Source organism: Mesorhizobium sp. BR-1-1-10 (assembly GCF_020165595.1).
Lineage (GTDB): Bacteria > Pseudomonadota > Alphaproteobacteria > Rhizobiales > Rhizobiaceae > Mesorhizobium > Mesorhizobium australicum.
Genome location: NZ_JAIUIL010000004.1, coordinates 319,869 through 335,504, shown reverse-complemented (window position 1 = coordinate 335,504; position 15,636 = coordinate 319,869). Strand labels below are relative to the sequence as shown.

General features: G+C 64.9%; 14 protein-coding genes. 8 read left to right on the top strand and 6 right to left on the bottom strand.

Annotation, left to right across the window (positions count from 1 at the left end; all coding sequences use genetic code 11):
• Nucleotides 1-39: 39 nt before the first annotated feature.
• Nucleotides 40-1,053, bottom strand: a complete 1,014-nt coding sequence (locus tag LB555_RS10485) for an ABC transporter substrate-binding protein (RefSeq protein WP_224682838.1) — start codon at nucleotides 1,051-1,053, stop codon at nucleotides 40-42.
• Nucleotides 1,054-1,263: 210 nt separating this feature from the next.
• On the opposite strand from LB555_RS10485, the gene LB555_RS10480 reads away from it, so the two are divergent.
• The 8 genes from LB555_RS10480 (at nucleotide 1,264) to LB555_RS10445 (ending at nucleotide 10,444) form a co-directional block, all read left to right on the top strand.
• Nucleotides 1,264-3,681, top strand: coding sequence for a glucan 1,4-alpha-glucosidase (locus LB555_RS10480; RefSeq protein ID WP_224682837.1), 2,418 nt, complete (start codon nucleotides 1,264-1,266; stop codon nucleotides 3,679-3,681).
• A 49-nt stretch (nucleotides 3,682-3,730) separates the two neighbouring features.
• A complete protein-coding gene (gnd, locus tag LB555_RS10475) occupies nucleotides 3,731-4,747 on the top strand; it encodes a phosphogluconate dehydrogenase (NAD(+)-dependent, decarboxylating) (RefSeq protein WP_140618400.1) in 1,017 nt (338 codons plus the stop codon).
• Between the two features lie 22 nt (nucleotides 4,748-4,769).
• Nucleotides 4,770-6,146, top strand: coding sequence for a glucose-6-phosphate dehydrogenase (zwf, locus tag LB555_RS10470; protein WP_224682836.1), 1,377 nt, complete (start codon nucleotides 4,770-4,772; stop codon nucleotides 6,144-6,146).
• A gap of 14 nt (nucleotides 6,147-6,160) precedes the next feature.
• On the top strand, nucleotides 6,161-6,865 hold the full coding sequence (locus LB555_RS10465) for an ROK family protein (protein WP_015315077.1): 705 nt from the start codon (nucleotides 6,161-6,163) through the stop codon (nucleotides 6,863-6,865).
• A 189-nt stretch (nucleotides 6,866-7,054) separates the two neighbouring features.
• A complete protein-coding gene (locus LB555_RS10460; RefSeq protein ID WP_210243700.1) occupies nucleotides 7,055-7,537 on the top strand; it encodes a MucR family transcriptional regulator in 483 nt (160 codons plus the stop codon).
• A gap of 125 nt (nucleotides 7,538-7,662) precedes the next feature.
• Nucleotides 7,663-8,763 (top strand): aminotransferase class I/II-fold pyridoxal phosphate-dependent enzyme, encoded by a 1,101-nt coding sequence (locus tag LB555_RS10455; protein ID WP_140822771.1) that lies wholly within the window; start codon nucleotides 7,663-7,665, stop codon nucleotides 8,761-8,763.
• A 157-nt stretch (nucleotides 8,764-8,920) separates the two neighbouring features.
• Complete coding sequence (locus tag LB555_RS10450; protein ID WP_224682835.1) at nucleotides 8,921-10,159, top strand: MFS transporter; 1,239 nt, start codon at nucleotides 8,921-8,923, stop codon at nucleotides 10,157-10,159.
• Between the two features lie 15 nt (nucleotides 10,160-10,174).
• The gene (locus tag LB555_RS10445) at nucleotides 10,175-10,444 is read left to right on the top strand and encodes a hypothetical protein (protein WP_051041236.1); all 270 of its coding nucleotides are present in this window, start codon (nucleotides 10,175-10,177) and stop codon (nucleotides 10,442-10,444) included.
• A gap of 37 nt (nucleotides 10,445-10,481) precedes the next feature.
• On the opposite strand, the gene LB555_RS10440 is transcribed toward LB555_RS10445, so the two are convergent.
• The 5 genes from LB555_RS10440 to LB555_RS10420 all read right to left on the bottom strand — a co-directional run bounded on the left by LB555_RS10440 (nucleotide 10,482) and on the right by LB555_RS10420 (nucleotide 15,636).
• Nucleotides 10,482-11,198: a glutamine amidotransferase gene (locus LB555_RS10440; RefSeq protein WP_015315072.1), complete on the bottom strand. Its 717-nt coding sequence runs from the start codon at nucleotides 11,196-11,198 to the stop codon at nucleotides 10,482-10,484.
• A 14-nt stretch (nucleotides 11,199-11,212) separates the two neighbouring features.
• The gene (locus tag LB555_RS10435) at nucleotides 11,213-11,692 is read right to left on the bottom strand and encodes a TerB family tellurite resistance protein (RefSeq protein WP_015315071.1); all 480 of its coding nucleotides are present in this window, start codon (nucleotides 11,690-11,692) and stop codon (nucleotides 11,213-11,215) included.
• A 36-nt stretch (nucleotides 11,693-11,728) separates the two neighbouring features.
• Nucleotides 11,729-13,321, bottom strand: a complete 1,593-nt coding sequence (locus tag LB555_RS10430) for a heme biosynthesis protein HemY (RefSeq protein ID WP_140660480.1) — start codon at nucleotides 13,319-13,321, stop codon at nucleotides 11,729-11,731.
• 10 nt (nucleotides 13,322-13,331) lie between these two features.
• Nucleotides 13,332-14,810 carry a COG4223 family protein gene (locus LB555_RS10425; protein ID WP_224682834.1) on the bottom strand — a complete coding sequence of 493 codons (1,479 nt, stop codon included), beginning with the start codon at nucleotides 14,808-14,810 and terminating at the stop codon, nucleotides 13,332-13,334.
• Nucleotides 14,811-14,919: 109 nt separating this feature from the next.
• Entirely contained in the window at nucleotides 14,920-15,636 is a 717-nt protein-coding gene (locus tag LB555_RS10420) for a uroporphyrinogen-III synthase (protein WP_224682833.1), read from the bottom strand.

The following is a 15,636-nucleotide window of genomic DNA, read 5'->3' as shown; positions in this document are numbered from 1 at the left end:
ATCCGCTCGGTGATGCCCGCGGCAACGCGTCTGCGACTTTCACTTGATATTGGCTTTGATTGCCGCGATGGCATCTTCCTGCGTGTATTCGTGGGTGGCGACGCCGCCCTCCTTGATCTTGGGCAGGGCCGCCTCGAAATCGTCCTGGGTGAAGGCCAGATACGGCACCAGCAGATCGTGCGGAATGTCCTTGCGGCCATCGAGCACCTGCTGCGCCACCCAGAAGGCGAGCGTCGATACGCCCGGCGCGATCGAAGCCGACCAGGTCTGGTAGCCGTCCTTGTCCTTCTGTTCCTTCCACCACTTCAATTCATCTTGCCGGTTGCCCATGATGATGGTCGGGCGCGGCTTGCCGGCGGCGGCGAAGGCTTGCGCGGCGCCATAGCCGTCACCGCCCTGGTCGACGATGCCGACGACGTCGGGCAGCGACGGCAGGATGGTCGCCACCGCTTTCTGAGCCGTGGTCTGGTCCCAGTCGCCGGTGACAGAACCGACGATCTTGAATTCGGGATGCGCGGCCACGCCTTCGAGGATGCCTGCGTGGATGGCATCGTCGATCGAGGTGCCGGCAAGCCCCCGGATTTCAAGCAGATTGCCGCCCTTGGGCTGGAACTTGGCCATCTGCTCGACTTCCTGCTTGCCCATCTCCTTGAAGTCGACGACGACGCGGTAGGCGCAGGGCTCGGTGACGGTGCCGTCGAAGGAGACGACGGTGATGCCGGCATCGCAGGCCTGCTTGATGGCGCCGTTGAGCGCATCCGGCGAGGCGGCGTTGATGACGATGGCGTCATAGCCCTGCAGGATCAGGTTCTGCACCTGGGCGGCCTGGGTCGGCACCTCCTTGTCGGCAGTGGTGAAGACATCAGCCGAGCCGACGATCTTGTCGTCGACGGCCTTCTTGGTGACGATGCCATAGCTGTCGAGCATCGCCTGCCGCCACGAATTGCCGGCATAATTGTTGGAGAACGCGATCTTCTTGCCGCTGGTGTCGGCAAAAGCCGTACCGGCCGCGAGCACCGCCGCAAGCGTGCTGAGAACCAATAGTTTCTTCATGTGATACTCCTCCCGAGAGTTGCTGATCAGTTTGATTGTCGACGAATTTCGCGATTGAGATCCTGTTTTTTATCTATTGTCAGACAAAAGTGCAGAAGGCCGGCGGGCTGTCAACTGCAATCCGATGTGCGCCGGCGATCAACTTGCGGTGCGCTGATTGAAATGGCTTCGTTTGATGGCTAGGCATGCGGGCCAGGAGAGCGAACAAGCATGGCAGTGACGCCGACTGTGCCGCCGGGCGCACCGGGAATTCCCGCGCGCTGGACCTCTAGCGCCAAGAGCGGAGTCGGCTCGGCGCTTTCGCCGTCCAGCCGCGTCTGGTTCACCACCAGCCACGGCATCCTGAACGAGGTGTACTATCCGCGCGTCGACAGCGCCTGCACGCGCGACCTCGGCCTGATCGTCACCGGCATGGATGGCTATTTCTCCGAGGAGAAGCGCGATGCCTCGCACGGCATAGAGCCGTTCGAGGACGGCGTGCCCGCCTACAGGCTGGTCAATACAGCCGACGACGGCGCCTACCGGATCGAGAAGCGTATTCAGGCCGATCCGGCGCGCTCGACCTTGCTGCAGGAAATCACCTTCAGCCCGCTCAAGGGCTCCGCGGCCGACTACCGCGTCTACGCGCTTCTGGCGCCGCATCTGGTCAATGCCGGCATGAGCAACACCGCCTGGGTCGGCGAGTACCAGGGAAAGCCTGTCCTGTTTGCCTCGGGGCGCGGCACCTGCCTGGCGCTGGCCTCGTCCCTGCCCTGGCGGGATTGCTCGGCCGGCTATGTCGGCTTCTCCGACGGCTGGCAGCAACTCAACAGCGCCGGCAAGCTCGATACGGCTTGCCGGCGTGCCGAGGACGGCAATGTCGCGCTGACCGGCGAGATCGGCTTCACCGCCGCCAACACAAAAACCATGCTGGCGCTGGGTTTTGGGACGACACCGGACGAAGCCGCCGAAAACGCCTTCGCCAGCCTGAAGCGGGGTTTTGAACCGGCGGCGAAATCCTACGTCGAACAATGGCGCGAATGGCAGGCGGGGCTGCTGCCACTGGACCGCCACGCGGTCCCCGGAGTGAACAGCTACCGCGTCTCCACCGCGGTGCTGGCAACCCACCGGTCGTCGGCAACGCCCGGCGCTGCGGTGGCCAGCCTGTCGATCCCATGGGGATTCAACAAAGGCGACGATGATCTCGGCGGCTACCATCTGGTCTGGCCGCGCGACCTGGTCGAAACGGCGGGCGGCTTTCTCGCCGCCGGCGATGCCGCCTCGGCACTGCGGATCCTGGAATATCTCCGCTCCGTCCAGCAGCCGGACGGCCATTGGCCGCAGAACGCCTGGCTCGACGGCACGGCCTATTGGCCCGGCATCCAGATGGACGAATGCGCCTTTCCCTTGCTGCTGGCGGATGCCCTGCATCGCGCTGGCCACTTGCCGCGTGCCAGGCTGAAGGCCTTCCTGCCGATGATCGAGCGCGCCGCCTCCTATGTCGTGCGCAATGGTCCGGTCACCGGCGAGGACCGCTGGGAAGAAGACGCCGGCTACAGCCCGTTCACGCTGGCCGTCGAGATCGCGGCACTGCTTGCCGGCGCCGACCTGCTCGATGCCTGCGGCAAAGCGGCGGAGGCGGCCTACCTGCGCGAAACCGCCGACTGCTGGAACGACCAGGTCGAACGCTGGACCTATGTCACCGGCACCGCCATCTGCAAGACCGTCGGTGTCGGCGGCTATTACGTCCGCATTGCGCCGCCAGACGACCCCGATGCCGGCTCGCCGAAGGACGGCTATGTGCCGATCAAGAACCGGCCACCCGGCGACACCGACCGGCCGGCCGAGGAAATCGTCAGCCCGGACGCGCTGGCCCTGGTGCGCTTTGGCCTGAGAGCCGCCGACGATCCGCGCATCGTCGATACCGTCAAGGTTATCGACGCGCAGCTGCGCTGCGAACTGCCGCAAGGGCCGCTCTGGTACCGCTATAACAGCGACGGCTATGGCGAGCATGAGGATGGCACGCCCTTCGACGGCACCGGCCAGGGCCGGCCCTGGCCCCTGCTGGCCGGCGAAAGGGCGCATTACGAGCTGGCCGCCGGGCGCAAGGACAAGGCGGCCAGCTTGCTCGATGCGCTGGAACGGTCGGCCGGGCCTGGCGGCCTGCTGCCCGAACAGGTGTGGGACGGCGCCGATATTCCCGAGCGCGAGCTGCTGCATGGCAAGCCATCGGGCAGCGCCATGCCACTGGTCTGGGCGCATTCCGAACACATCAAGCTGCTGCGCTCGCTACGCGACGGCGCCGTCTTCGACATGCCGCCGCAAGGCGTGAAGCGCTATATCCAGGACAAGACCGTATCGTCGTTCAGGGCATGGCGCTTCAACAACAAGATCCGCGCACTGCCCGAGGGCAAGACATTGCGCGTCGAGCTGCTGACGGCGGCCACCATCCACTGGAGCACGGACAATTGGGCAACCGCCCACGACAGCCGGACAGCGGAAAACGCTTTCGGCCTTCATCTTGTCGATCTGCCCACGGCCAGCCTCCCCAACGGAAGCACGCTGATCTTCACTTTTTTCTGGCCCGGAACCGGCGATTGGGAGAATGTCGACTTCTCCATCATGTCAGGCGCGCAGGACAGCCAGTAGATCCTTCCTCGACAACCCCAGAAAATCTCTAGGAAACAGGGACGAAACCATGCAGATCGGAATGATGGGACTGGGCCGGATGGGCGCCAACATGGTGCGGCGGCTGATGCGCGACGGCCACGAATGCGTCGTCTATGACATCAACCCGGCCAGCGTCGCGGCGCTTGTGAGCGACGGCGCCTTGGGGGCGGCATCCCTGGAGGAATTCGTCGGCAAGCTGGCCAAGCCGCGCTGTGTCTGGCTGATGCTGCCGGCGGCGATCACCGGCAGGATCATCGATCAGGTCGCGGCGCTGATGGAGCCCGGCGACATCGTCATCGACGGCGGCAATTCCTACTATCACGACGCCGTCGACCAGGCCGCGAAACTGGCCACCAAGGGCATGCATCTTGTCGATGTCGGCACCAGTGGCGGCGTCTGGGGGCTGGAGCGCGGCTACTGCCTGATGATCGGCGGTCCCGACGTGGCCGTGCAGCACCTCGATTCGGTCTTTGCCACGCTGGCGCCTGGCGCTGATGCCGGAGCGCCCACCCCGGACAAGACCGCCGGCACCGCGCCCTATGGCTACCTGCATTGCGGACCGAGCGGCGCCGGCCATTTCGTCAAGATGGTGCACAACGGCATCGAATACGGCGTCATGGCCGCCTATGCCGAAGGCATGAACATCCTGAAGTCGGCCAATGCCGGCAAACGGCAGCGGACGGCGGACGCCGAGACAAGCCCGCTGGAAAACCCGCAATACTACCAGTTCGACATCGACCTTCCGCAGGTGGCCGAGGTGTGGCGGCATGGCAGCGTCATCGGCTCCTGGCTGCTCGATCTCACCGCCGGTGCGCTGAAGAGCGATCCGGGTCTGGCGCAATTCGGCGGCCGGGTCTCGGATTCCGGCGAGGGCCGCTGGACGCTGAAGGCGGCGATCGACACCGGCGTGCCGGCACCGGTGCTGTCGTCGGCCCTGTTCGACCGCTTCTCCTCGCAAGGCGAATCCGAATTCGCCGACAAGCTGTTGTCCGCCATGCGCTATGCCTTTGGCGGGCACATCGAAAAGCCGAAGGGCGGCAAGTGACGGCGACAGGGGAGACGCACGCATGAGCCAGGAACGGTCCGATACGCTGGTGCTCTTCGGAGCGACCGGCGACCTCGCCCACAAGAAGATATTTCCAGCGCTTTACCAGATGGTCGCCAAGGGCACGCTCACCGAACCGGTGATCGGCGTCGCCTTCGACGCCTGGGATTTGAAGCAGTTGCAGGACCGCGCCCGCGACGGCATCGTCCATGCCCTGGGCGCCGTCGATGAGAAGGTCTTCGCCAAGTTCGCGTCGCTGCTGCGCTATGTCAGCGGCGACTATCGCGATCCCACGACCTTCGAGAAGCTGAAGACGGCACTCGGCAACGCCCAGCGGCCGCTGCATTACATGGCGGTGCCGCCGTCCATGTTCGAGACCGTCGTGCAAGGGCTGGAGCAATCCGGCACCGCGCATGGCGCGCGACTGATGGTCGAAAAGCCGTTCGGCCACGATCTCCAGTCGGCGCGCTGGCTGAACCGAGTGCTGCACCTGGTGTTCGACGAGCAGTCGATCTTCCGCATCGACCATTATCTCGGCAAGGAGGCGATCCAGAACCTGCTCTATTTCCGCTTCGCCAACTCCCTGCTGGAGCCGATCTGGAACCGCAATTACGTCGAGAGCGTGCAGATCACCATGGCCGAGGATTTCGGCGTCGAGGGGCGCGGGCGGTTCTATGACGATGTCGGCGCCATCCGCGACGTCATCGAGAACCATCTGCTCAACATCCTGCTGCTCCTGGCCATGGAGCCGCCGGTCGGCCGCTCCGCCGACGACCTGATCGACGAGAAGGTGCAGGTGTTGCGCGCCATCCGGACATTGACGAAAGACGATGTCGTGCGCGGCCAGTTCACCGGCTATCTCGCCGAGCCCGGCGTGGCGCCGAACTCGCCGGTGGAGACCTTCGCGGCGGTGCGCTTCTTCGTCGACACCTGGCGCTGGCAGGACGTGCCGTTCTTCATCCGCGCCGGCAAGAACATGCCGGTGCATGTCACCGAGGTGGTGGTGCGGCTGAAACGGCCGCCGCTCGACGTCTTCGACCCGATCAAGCCCGCCGACCAGAATTACGTCCGCTTCCGCATCGACCCGCAGGTGATGATCGCCATCGGCGCCCAGCGCAAGGCGCCGGGCGACGACATGATTGGCGAGCAGGTGGAACTCACCGCGCTCGACGATTCGAAGGGCGACATGCCGCCCTATGAACGGCTGATCGGCGACGCCATGAACGGCAACGGCCAGCTCTTCACCCGCCAAGACGCCGCCGAACTCGCCTGGCGCATCGTCGGTCCGGTGCTCGGCGACACCACGCCGCCGCATCTTTACGAGCCGAAGACGTGGGGGCCAGCGGACGCCATGGCCGGCTTCGGGCCGCCCAATGGCTGGATCGACCCGGTCGCATGAGTGGAGGGGACGAGATGGCCAAGGTGGTTAAGAAGGCTGCGTCGGACACCGGGCAGGTAGTCCTTTCGATCGACATTGGCGGGTCGCACGTCAAGATCCTGACCAGCGACGGTGGCACCGAGCGCCGGACGGATTCCGGGCCTGACCTGACGCCAAGGCAGATGATCGACAAGGTGAAGAAGCTCGCCGACGGCCTGTCCTACGACGTCATCTCGATGGGCTATCCGGGCCCCGTGCGTCAAAACAAGCCGGTGCTCGATCCCATGAATCTCGGCAAGGGCTGGGCCGGCTTCGATTTCACCGCTGAGTTCGGCAAGCCGGTCAAGGTGGTCAATGACGCGCTGATGCAGGCCCTCGGCAGCTATGAGGGCGGGCGCATGCTGTTCCTCGGCCTCGGAACCGGCCTCGGTGCCGCGATGGTCCTCGACAATGTCGGCCAGCCGATGGAACTCGCCCACCTTCCCTACAGAAAAGGCCAGAGTTTCGAGGACTATGTCGGTGAACGTGGCCTCGTAAAGCGCGGCAAGAAGAAGTGGCGCGGTCATGTCTTCGACGTCGTCAACCGGCTGCGCGCCGCCCTGCAGCCAGACTATGTCGTCATCGGCGGCGGCAATGTCGACAAGCTAGACGAATTGCCCCCCGACTCCAGGCGCGGTGACAACACACGCGCCTTCGAAGGCGGATTTCGTCTGTGGCGCGACAAGGCCCTGATCGTCTGATATTGTTACAGCTTAGTATAGTTGTTCAAAATGCCGTGTTATGTCGCGGCGATAGATTGCATTGCGCAGATTTGCCGACTAGGAAGTCAGCCCCACTACATCGCGTCGCGCGCGACGCACGAAGACGACCCACTTTAATTTTGCGCATCATCCCTTTTGAAAACGGTCCCATTTTCGAGGTTATGCGCCATGGATGGAGGAAATAGATTGACCGACGAAAACAGCCACGCCAGCAAGACACTCGACCTTCTCGAGCTGACGGCCCATATCGTATCGGCCTATGTCGAGAAGAATCGCCTGCCTGCGTCCGGCCTTCCCGAGCTGATCGCCAGCGTCAGCGCCTCGATCAGCGGGCTCGGCCAGCCGGTCGCCCCGGTGGCGGCACCGCTGGTCCCGGCCGTCAACCCGAAGAAGTCGGTGACGCCGGATTTCATCATCTGCCTCGAGGACGGCAAGAAATTCAAATCGCTGAAGCGTCATCTCGGCGTGCATTTCGGCCTGACGCCGGACGCCTATCGCGCCAAATGGGGCCTGCCTTCCGACTATCCGATGGTTGCCCCCAACTACGCGGCTTCGCGCTCCGAACTGGCGAAGTCGATCGGCCTCGGCCGCAAGGCCGCCGTGGTCGCCCCCGTCAAAGGCAAGGGCCGGAAGGCCAAAGTCTCGGCCTGAGGCGATTTGGACGCTGAGCCAATTGTTAGGACGACTGGAATAGAAGCCTGCCGGCGAATTCGCCTTGGCAGGCTTCGTGCTTTTGTGGCTTGGATACCCTGGGACAAGACGATCTGGGGGAAGCCATGAACTACACCAGGATGGTGATCGAGAAAGAAGCGCCGGAGGAGTACGGTTACGACCGCATCCGTTACAACCTCTCCGAAAGTTCGATCGCCGATCAGAAACTCTCCGACATTGGCCTCTCGCTGCCTGATCTGACCCTCTTCTATGGCGAGCATCGCGGCGACAGGGAATTGCGCGCGCTGATCGCCGCGCAGGATGCCGGCATCGCGCCCGACGACGTGCTGGTCACGGCCGGTGCGGCCGGCGCGTTGTTCATCATCTCCACCTCGCTGCTCTCGGCCAGCGATCACCTCGTCGTCATCAGGCCCAACTACGCCACCAACATCGAAACGCCGCGGGCGATCGGCTGCGCCATCAGCTTTGTCGACCTCGCCTTCGACGAAGGCTTCGCCATCGACGTCGAGCGCGTCAGGGCCGCGATGCGGCCGAACACGAAGCTGATCAGCGTTACTTGCCCGCACAATCCGACCGGCACCATGATGAGCCGTGCCGAATTGGACGCGCTGGTCGCGCTCGCCGAGACCAGCGGCTGCTATCTGCTGGTCGACGAAACCTATCGCGATCTCTCCTATGGCAGGCGCCTGCCTTCCACGGCCACGCTGAGCAAAAAGGCCATCAGCGTCTCGTCGCTGTCGAAAGCCTTCGGCATTCCCGGCATCCGCATCGGCTGGCTGATCACCAGGGATGCGGCCCTTCAGGAGACATTTCTGGCCGCCAAGGAGCAGATCGGCATCTGCGGCAGCGTCATCGACGAAGGCATAGCGCGCGGCGTGCTGGAGGGCCGGGACGCTTTCCTGGCAAAGCTGCTGCCCGAAATGGCCAGGCGCCGGGACATCGTCCAGGCCTGGATCGACCGCGAGCCGCTGGTCGACTGGGTGCGGCCCGAAGGCGGTGTCGTCGGTTTCCCGCGCCTCGATGTCGAACCCGGCTTCGACCTCGATCGCTTCTATGTCAGGCTGCTGGAAGATCACGGCACCTATGTCGGGCCCGGCCACTGGTTCGAAATGGAAAAGCGCTTCTTCCGCGTCGGCTTCGGCTGGCCGAGGGAGGCCGAGTTGAAAGGCGGGCTGGACGCGATTTCAGCTGCGCTGCGGCAGTAACTTCCGCGTGCTATCGGTGGTGCGGTCGAAAGTCGCTTGATCCGGACCTGATTTTAAAGCATATCCGCCCCGAACTTTACCAAGTTCCATTGGTCGAACAGCGCCCATTCGGGAAGTGCCCCGCGAGCCGATGCCCACCGCAACGGGGCCTCACTCCATGATACCAGAACAAACCTTGCCGGAGCGGCGTTACGCGGCCTTCCGGCACAGAGCCTTCCTCAGCTACTGGACGGCGCGCTTTCTCACCACTTTCGCGACCATGATCGTTTCGGTGGCCGTCGGCTGGCAGGTCTATGATCTGACGCGCGATCCGTTCGATCTTGGCATTGTCGGCATCGTCCAGTTCCTGCCGTCGCTGCTTCTGGTGCTGGTTACAGGTGTCGTCGCCGACCGTTTCGGCCGCCGGCTGATCATGACCTTGGCGACCTTGGTCGAAGGCGCCTGCGCGCTGGCTCTGCTGTTTCTGACCCTGCGCGGCCTTACAACCCCGCTGCCGATCTTCGCCGTGCTGGTCATGTTCGGCATTGCCCGCGCCTTCTACGGGCCGGCTTCGTCCTCCCTGTTCGCCAATCTCGTGCCGCAGCGCGATTTCGCCAATGCCATCGCCTGGAACTCCTCCGCCTGGCAGACCGCGACGATTGTCGGCCCGGTCGCCGGCGGCTTGCTCTATGGCGTGTCGGCGGAAGTGGCCTATGCGACGGCCGCAGTCCTGATGCTCGCCGCCGCGTTGCTGATCTTCACCATTCCCAAGCCCGCGCAACAGACCGCCACCGACAAGCCGACAATGGAGACGCTGTTTGCCGGCTTCCGCTACATCTGGAGCGAGAAGATCGTGCTTGGCGCCATCTCGCTCGACCTCTTCGCCGTGCTTCTGTCCGGCGCCTCGGCGCTGCTGCCGGTCTATGCGCGTGACATCCTCCAACTTGGCCCCTGGGGCCTCGGCCTGCTGCGTTCGGCGCCTGGGATCGGCGCCATCTGCGTCGCCGTCTGGCTTGCGGGCCATCCGATCCGCGACCGTGCCGGCAAGATCATGCTGAGCTTCGTGGCGGCGTTCGGCGCCTGCACCGTGCTGTTCGGCCTGTCGACGCTCACCTGGCTCTCGATTGTGGCACTTGCCCTGCTCGGAGCCACCGACATGTTCAGTGTCTACATCAGGGAGACGCTGATCCAGCTGTGGACGCCCGACGAGGTGCGCGGCCGCGTCAACGCCGTCAACCAGGTCTTCGTCGGTACCTCCAACGAGGTCGGCGAATTTCGCGCCGGCACCATGGCGGCGCTGATCGGCACGGTTCCGGCGGTGGTCATCGGCGGCATCGGCGCCGTCGCGGTTGCCGGCCTGTGGGCCTATCTGTTCCCGGCGCTGCGCAAGGTGAGGCACCTCAAAGGACGAAACTGACGGGGCAGCGAATCTATGCTAAGCCGCCGCCGAACCAACCAAAGGACGACACAAGTGAGCGAACCGACCGTGGCCGAAGCGACCGAAAATATCTACGCGTCGCTCAGGGCGGACAATGCCGACATCGACGCCCATATCGCGACGCTCAAGGCAGCGCTGGCGCGAGAGGGGATAAAACAGGCGGTGTTCGATCCTGCCAAATTGGCGCAGAGCAACCGCTCGGGCCGCAAGTTGATGCAGGCTTATTTTCGGCAGCGCGGCGTGAGCGTAACGTTTTCGGACTAGTTTTTAGGCGTCGGCGGTTCAGAGCACCGGCCCGGCACTACCGCGCCACAGGCTCGCCAAAAATCGTGCGCAAAAACTCGTCGAGCCAGCGCTTCAAATGCATGTCCCAGATCAGCCGGCCGCCGAGATGGTCGCGGCCGGGCTGCGCACCGGGCAGCTCGAAGCGGTGGGCGCCGCGCACCACCCAGCGCTGCATCATCACTCGGGTCAGTTCGCCGTGGAACTGGATGCCCCAGGCATTATCGCCATAGCGGAAGGCCTGGTTGGGATAGGTCTCGTTCGTGGCCAGCAGCGTCGCGTCGCTCGGCAGCGAAAAGCCTTCACGATGGAACTGGTAGACCATCTCTGGCCAGTGCATCAGTTTCTTGCCGGCCTCGGTCGCTTTCAGGGGATACCAGCCGATCTCGACCAGCCCTTCGCCATGGCCCTCGACCTTGCCGCCGAGATGATTGGCCAGCATCTGCGCCCCAAGACAGATGCCGAGCAGTGGCCGGTTCTCCCTGAGTGGAATCTGCAGCCAGTTGGTCTCGCGACGAACGAACTCGTCCTCGTCATTGGCGCTCATCGGACCGCCGAAGACGACTGTGCCGGCGTGGCCATCCAGCGTTTCCGGCAAGGCGTCGCCGAGCGGCGGGCGGCGGATGTCGAGATCGAAGCCCTCTTCGAGCAGCATGTGGCCGACGCGCCCGGGGCTCGAATTCTCCTGATGCAGCACGATCAGGACTTTTGGTTTCGACCTCGTCTGGCGCGGCATGGACGGCGAAAATCCTATTCGTCCGAGGATGTTCCAGTGGCGCCCGGAGCGTGCGCCGCCGCCTTGCGGCGCGCCTCGACGCGGTCGTGGCGTTCGACGCCGATCAGCTCGGCGACACGCCACACCGTGTTGTCCTCCAGCTCATGCAGCTCGCCATCGGCATAAACGATCTCCCACATCAGGCCGATGAACGCCTTGCGCCCCTCCGCGTCGAGGTGGCGCTTGAGCACGCTGGTGAAGGCGTAGAGGTCGATTGCCTCGTTGTCGGCCCGCTCGCCGGCGGCGGCGAGTGCTTCGAGTTCGGCGCCGCTGATCGAATAGCTTTGCGCCAGCACCGCCTTGAACCGCTCCCATTCGACATCCTGGCGCACGCCGTCGGCATTCATCACGTGATAGAGCAGCGCCGAGGCCGCGACGCGCGGATCGTCCGTGCTGGCATGGCTCCCGGAGCCGGCCGGCAAATCCCTGAGAAACGACAGAACGCGCTCGAACATCAATTCATTCCCAAACGCCCAACGGCCTGCCCAAAATCAAAACAGCCGGAACCGGCGGGGCGACTTTTCCGCCTCGTCGTCCGGATCGACGCCTGGATCGTCCGGCAGCCGCGCCAGTTCTTCCGCCGGCTCGACGGCCTCGGCGTCGGCGGGCACCGCGGCAAAGGCGGCGGCCGTGACCGGGGTGACATGATCCTCGCGGCTTTCGGCGTCTTTGCCCGTCGCCTCGTCGCCCGGTGCGGCGTGATCGATCACCTCGACCGGCCTTTCCGGCCTGCCCGGCGCCTCGATGGCCACTGCCGGGGCGTCCGGCTCATCGTGGCTGTCGATCAGCTGGCCAAGCCGCTCCATCGGCGCGCGCCATTCGAAGGCGTCGAGCCGGCCGGTGACCGGCGAGACCGGCGCCCAGCGCTCGGAGACGACGCCGTCGGCGACCCAGGCCGGATCGCGCGGGGCTCGCACCGCCTTGGACAGCAGCTGCCGCACCTTGCCCTGGTCGCCGGTCTCGGCCTCCTCGATGTCGGCGAGCAGCAGATAGGCGCCCTCGCGTCGGTCCATCCGGATCGCGGCCTCTGCCTCGCGGCGGGCGGTTGAAAAATCCTGCGCGTCGAGCGCGGCACGCGCCACCGTCATTGACGATTCAGCGTGGTTCTTCTTCATCTCCTGCAGCTTCTTTGCCCGGTTGAGCCGATCGAGCACGGCGTCACCCGGCCTCGCATGGGTGTAGAGCTCGGCAATCTCGGGATGCGGCTCGGCCTTCCATGCCGCTTCGAGGATCTTCGAACCCTTGCGCACGTCGTTCTGCCTGAACAGCGCCGCGGCGGCGGCAACGGCGGCGGGGGCAAAATCCGGCTGCAATCTGTTGGCCTCGATCGCCGCTGTCCTGGCAGCCGCGGGATCGCTGTCCGCAAGCGACTGCGCCTTGGCGGTCAACAGCACCGCGCGGCGGCGGTTGGCGGCGTCACGCTCGATCTGCCGCGTCGACTTCTGCGCGTCGACCAGTTTCAGCGCGCCATCCCAGTCGCCGCGCGCGGTCAGTTCCTCCAGCGTCGATTCGGCCGCCCAGGCCAGTTGCGGCGCCACTGCGGCGGCACGGCCGGCATAGTGCCGGGCGGCGTTGCGGTCGCCCAGTCGTTCGGCTTCCAGGTAAAGCCCACGCAGGCCAAGCAGCCGCATTTCGGGATCGTCGAGCATGCTCTCGAATTTTTGGCGCGCGCCTTCATGGTCGCCTTCGAGCAGCGATGCCTGTGCCTCGAGCAGATGGATCAGCGGCTCCTGGTCGGAGCGGATCAGCTTGGCCGCTTCCTTGGTCTTCTTGCGGGCCAGCGCCCCGTCGCCGGCGCCGGCGGCGATCATGCCGGTCGACAGCGCCTGATAGCCACGGTCGCGGCGGCGCACGCGAAAATAGCGCGAGATGGTGTAGGGACTGTTCCACAGCGACTTGATGAGCCACCAGACAATCATCACTGCGGCGACGACAGCGACGACGGCAACCGCCGCCACCATGAGGCTCACCTGGTACTGATAGCCGTTGAAGGTGACGACCATGTCGCCCGGCCGATCGGCCAGCCAGGCAAAGCCCAGCCCGAGCGCGAAGACGACGATGAGGAAGGCGAGCAGGCGGATCATCGTGTTGCCCTCATGCCTTCATCGCGCCGGAGATCAGCGCGTCGACCTGGGTTTCGACCTCGATGCGCGCCTTCAGTTTGCCGGCAAAGTCGGCGCCCGCGGCCTTCGCGGCTTCCGGCAGCGTGTCATATTCGCTGAGTGCCTTGGCATAGTCGCCCTGCGTGACCGCAACCTCCATGCGCGCCACGGTTTCCGGTGCGCCGGGGCCTTCGACGGCACCGATCGGCCGGACCTTGACCAGCGATTCAGCGCTCGACATCAGGTTCTGAAGGAAGCCGGCATTCTGATCGACCGGCGTCGCGGCGGCGACCATGGCATTGGCGGCGGCATCCATCTGCGATGCGATCTCGGTACGGGTCGGCACGCCCTTTTCGGCATAGGGCCGCAAGGTCGCGAGTTCGGGCGCATCAGGCGAAATCGCGGCCAGCGTATCGAGTTCGGCCGAAAACGGCGCGCCGCGATCGAGCGCCGCCTTCAGCGCCGAGGCAGCGATGGCGAGTGCGATCTTTGGCTGCGACGCCTGCGCATCGACCTTGCCGGAAAGCTGCGACACCGACTGCTCCAGCGCGGAGAGACGGCCTTCCTGTGCCTTCGCCGCCTCGCCCGTCGACTTCACCAGCGCATCGAGACCCGCCAGCTTTTCGTTGAGCGGGCCGAGATCGACAGGCGCCGCGCCGCCGGCCTTGCCGAGGGCGGCCACCGTGGTTTCGATCTGCTTGACTTTGTCGCCCATCGCGGCAAGCCCGGCATTGTCGCCCGCGCCACCCTGTTCGACCGCTGATTTCAGCGCCGCGACATCGCTCTTGACCTGATCCAGCGCCGACGACAGGCCGTCGACCTTGGCCGATGCACCGCCGCTGCCGCCGGCTTCCCTCATATCCGCGATTTCGCTTTTCAACGAGGCGATCTCGCCATTGACGCCGTCGAGCGAGACACCGGGAGCGGCACCCGGCGCACCGAGCAGGCCGGCAAATTGCAGGCCACCGGCGCCGACCAGGGCGATGACACCACCGATGATACCGGCGGCGATGCCGTTGAGGCCGCCCCGCTTCGGCTGCGTGGCCATCGGTTCGCTCCTTGCGTCGGTTTTACCGGAAGCCGCCTTGGTCTCCGCGGTTTTGGCGGTTGCATCCTCAAAATTGTAGTCGGAAGCGTTGGCGCGGTTGGGGGGTATATCCGAACCGGGATAAGGCATTTCCGGCTCAGTGGATTTGGCCTCGGCTTGCGGTGGCGCGTCGGTGCCAGGCTGCCCGGCGGCTGCATCGCCATGCTCCCAAGGTTCGAGATCCGCCTGATCGGCATGTACCGGCTCGTCCGGCGGCTCTGGCCGCGAGGCGTTCGCCGCTTCCTCGGCCTTCGCCTCGTCGGTCTGGGCGGTATTCTTGGCGGCATCCTCGTCGACGATGCGTGAGACGGCGCCCGGATCGAGATCGATGGTCACCGGCTCGCGGCGGCCTTTCGAGTGTCGCATCTTCGGCGTCTTGACCATGCAGGGGCTCCGCAAATTCGCTTCGTCTCAACGCCTGGCGGCGCGTGATGGTTCAGAAAGGGTCTAGCACATCACCAAGCGGTGAAAAGGGGCGGTGTGATGACGCGGGTCAGGGCCGTGCCCGCAAATGTGCCAGCAGCGCCTCCTCGTCGGGCCGCGCGGCAACGTGCATTGCTTTGCCGGTGCCGTCGCGGAAAGCGGCGGCAATGCGCGCGGAAAGAGCGAAAAAACGGGTCTTTTCAAAGGCCTGCCGCAGGGCAGGTCGCCTGGCCAGTATCTGCATTTCGGCAGCGGCCATGGCCGAATAGAGCAGCACCGCATCGACGGATTGGCCTGATATCAGAGGAAGGATCGCTTCGTCCGAATAGCTCACCGCAAGCGTGTCATAAGTCTCGACGGCATGGACCTGGGCGTGAGCTGCTTCCAGCTTCTGCTCGAAGGCGGGAAACCGCACGCACCCGCAGAGATAGACGATTGTTTTGCCGGAAAACGCGATTGCCATGCCGTCGGCCAGCGCCTCGGCATCGCCGGGCCCCTCATTGACCGAGAGAAAGCCGGCTTTGCGCGCGGCCTCCGCGGTCCTCCTGCCGACAGCATGACAAGGCAACCTGGACAGCACCGCAATTAGATTTCTGGGGGCATGGCGCACCGCATTAGCGCTGGTGATGGCGACGGCTGCCACGTCGTCCGGAACCGCCTTGGCATCGACCGGCAACGCCTTCGTCTCCGTCAACGGCAGGAGAAGAGGCTCAAAACCCATCTCCTCCAGCTTTCGCGCGGTGCGCGACGCACCCGGCTCCGGTCTGGTGACCAGCACGCGGAGCAT

Bases quoted from the DNA above. Each gene is read 5' to 3' on its own strand.
- LB555_RS10465 (WP_015315077.1), top strand. From the start codon at position 6,161: ATGGCCAAGGTGGTTAAGAAGGCTGCGTCGGACACCGGGCAGGTAGTC.
- LB555_RS10445 (WP_051041236.1), top strand. From the start codon at position 10,175: ATGCTAAGCCGCCGCCGAACCAACCAAAGGACGACACAAGTGAGCGAA.
- LB555_RS10460 (WP_210243700.1), top strand. From the start codon at position 7,055: ATGGATGGAGGAAATAGATTGACCGACGAAAACAGCCACGCCAGCAAG.
- LB555_RS10440 (WP_015315072.1), bottom strand. From the start codon at position 11,198: ATGCCGCGCCAGACGAGGTCGAAACCAAAAGTCCTGATCGTGCTGCAT.
- LB555_RS10450 (WP_224682835.1), top strand. From the start codon at position 8,921: ATGATACCAGAACAAACCTTGCCGGAGCGGCGTTACGCGGCCTTCCGG.
- LB555_RS10435 (WP_015315071.1), bottom strand. From the start codon at position 11,692: ATGTTCGAGCGCGTTCTGTCGTTTCTCAGGGATTTGCCGGCCGGCTCC.
- LB555_RS10485 (WP_224682838.1), bottom strand. From the start codon at position 1,053: ATGAAGAAACTATTGGTTCTCAGCACGCTTGCGGCGGTGCTCGCGGCC.
- LB555_RS10455 (WP_140822771.1), top strand. From the start codon at position 7,663: ATGAACTACACCAGGATGGTGATCGAGAAAGAAGCGCCGGAGGAGTAC.
- LB555_RS10420 (WP_224682833.1), bottom strand. From the start codon at position 15,636: ATGCTCCGCGTGCTGGTCACCAGACCGGAGCCGGGTGCGTCGCGCACC.
- LB555_RS10480 (WP_224682837.1), top strand. From the start codon at position 1,264: ATGGCAGTGACGCCGACTGTGCCGCCGGGCGCACCGGGAATTCCCGCG.
- LB555_RS10425 (WP_224682834.1), bottom strand. From the start codon at position 14,810: ATGGTCAAGACGCCGAAGATGCGACACTCGAAAGGCCGCCGCGAGCCG.
- zwf (WP_224682836.1), top strand. From the start codon at position 4,770: ATGAGCCAGGAACGGTCCGATACGCTGGTGCTCTTCGGAGCGACCGGC.
- gnd (WP_140618400.1), top strand. From the start codon at position 3,731: ATGCAGATCGGAATGATGGGACTGGGCCGGATGGGCGCCAACATGGTG.
- LB555_RS10430 (WP_140660480.1), bottom strand. From the start codon at position 13,321: ATGATCCGCCTGCTCGCCTTCCTCATCGTCGTCTTCGCGCTCGGGCTG.